2 protein-coding genes are annotated in these 1,572 nt (G+C 46.8%); both read left to right on the top strand.

Annotated features, from left to right (window positions below; genetic code table 11):
• Positions 1 to 609, top strand: a 609-nt coding sequence (locus ACFIO5_RS09835) for a ShlB/FhaC/HecB family hemolysin secretion/activation protein (protein ID WP_375705300.1), incomplete at its 5' end; no start/stop codon positions are given.
• Between the two features lie 25 nt (positions 610 to 634).
• Positions 635 to 1,572: filamentous hemagglutinin N-terminal domain-containing protein (locus ACFIO5_RS09830; RefSeq protein WP_375705299.1), on the top strand; the 938-nt coding region annotated here is incomplete at its 3' end.

The raw sequence follows: 1,572 nt of genomic DNA, 5'->3' as shown, positions 1-1,572 counted from the left end.
AATTTTGGCATTTCGCATTCGCGCCAGATGTTGGGGGGGACTTGGACCTTTGATGTGAGTTATTTGCAAGGGCTCCCTTTGTTTCATTCAGTAAAGAAACATGCGCCAGGAGCAGGGGATGCGGAGCCACAATTTGCCAAATTTACCGGTACGCTTAGTGTCATGACGCCTTTTAAGATAGGGGGCTTGGACTTTATACTGAGCAATCTTTTGAGTGGTCAATATTCACCGCATAATTTATTGGGAGCTGAACAGATTTCGTTGGGGGGCGCTTCCAATGTTCGTGGCACGCGTGAGAGTTTGCTTTTTGGCAATAACGGTTTTTTTAGCCGGAATGATTTGTTGCTACGCACCATTCCGTGGAGCAATCACGCGACCTTCAAAAAGGTTTTTGGAGAACTTCGCCCTTATGTTGGTTTGGATTATGGGCGTGTTTTTGCACAACCCTTGTATGGGATTAAGAGTGATCAGCTTGCCGGTTGGACAGCAGGTGTCAAGCTTGCGGGAGGCATGGTCTCTCTTGATGCCAGTTATTCCAGTATTTTTTGGAGCACAGTTAAGCACAAAAAATCAGGAACATTTTTTATGACATTAACAATGGAACTTTAAGCATTTTTTATTGGGGAGTTAACGTATGAGATATGAGAAGAGAGCAGAAAGAGCAGCTTTATTAGGTGTTTTGGTCTCCAGTACGATGCTCAAAAAGGTTTTATTTGGGGGACTTGGTTTTTCTTGTTTGTTAGCCCCTTCAGCGTTACAGGCACAAATTACTGTGGATCCTAACGCGAATGCCGCCCATCGTCCAGATATAGTAGCAGCGCCCAATGGGGTTCCCTCGATTGATATTGTTACCCCCAATGGCAAGGGCTTATCACACAATAAATATAACGATTTTAATATTGGAAATCCAGGTGTGATTTGGAACAATCATGCGCAAGAAGTGGGGCAATCGCAGTTGGGGGGCATTATGCCGGGCAATCCGCATTTGCGCCTCACGGGTTCGGCGAAAGTGATTTTAAATGAAGTGACCAGCAGCAAGCGCAGTGCGCTTCATGGTCCAGGAGAGGTTTTTGGGAGCCCCGCCGATGTGATTATAGCCAATCCCAATGGGATAAGCTGTGATGGTTGTGGCTTTATCAATACGCCCCATGCGACTTTAACCACAGGTGTTCCCGAAATTGATGCGAGCGGTTTTTTGAAAGGCTTTGAGGTGCGAGGTGGGGATATTACCTTTGGCGCCAAGGGAGCCAATTTTTTCTCTGGCAAGGGGGCTGTTGATATTGTCGATATTGTCTCACGCACAGTGCATTTTGAAGGAGCTGTTGCGGGCAGAGAAATTGGTGTGACAGCAGGGACGGGTCACTTTGATTATGCTTCACGGGAAATGAAAGAACTGACCGATATTACCGGTAAACCGGAATATGCGATAGATGGTTCTGCTTTGGGGGCTCTACAGGCGGACAGAATAAAACTTGTGGCGACAGAACAAGGTGTTGGGGTTCGCATGCGCCATGATATGGCAGCCAATGCGGGGCAGTTGCATCTTTCTGCTGACGGGAAAATCTCGTTGAA

It is taken from the genome of Bartonella sp. AA86SXKL (genome assembly GCF_042196885.1).
The sequence above is the reverse complement of the archived record's forward strand: the minus strand, read 5'-3'. Positions and strand labels throughout refer to the sequence as shown.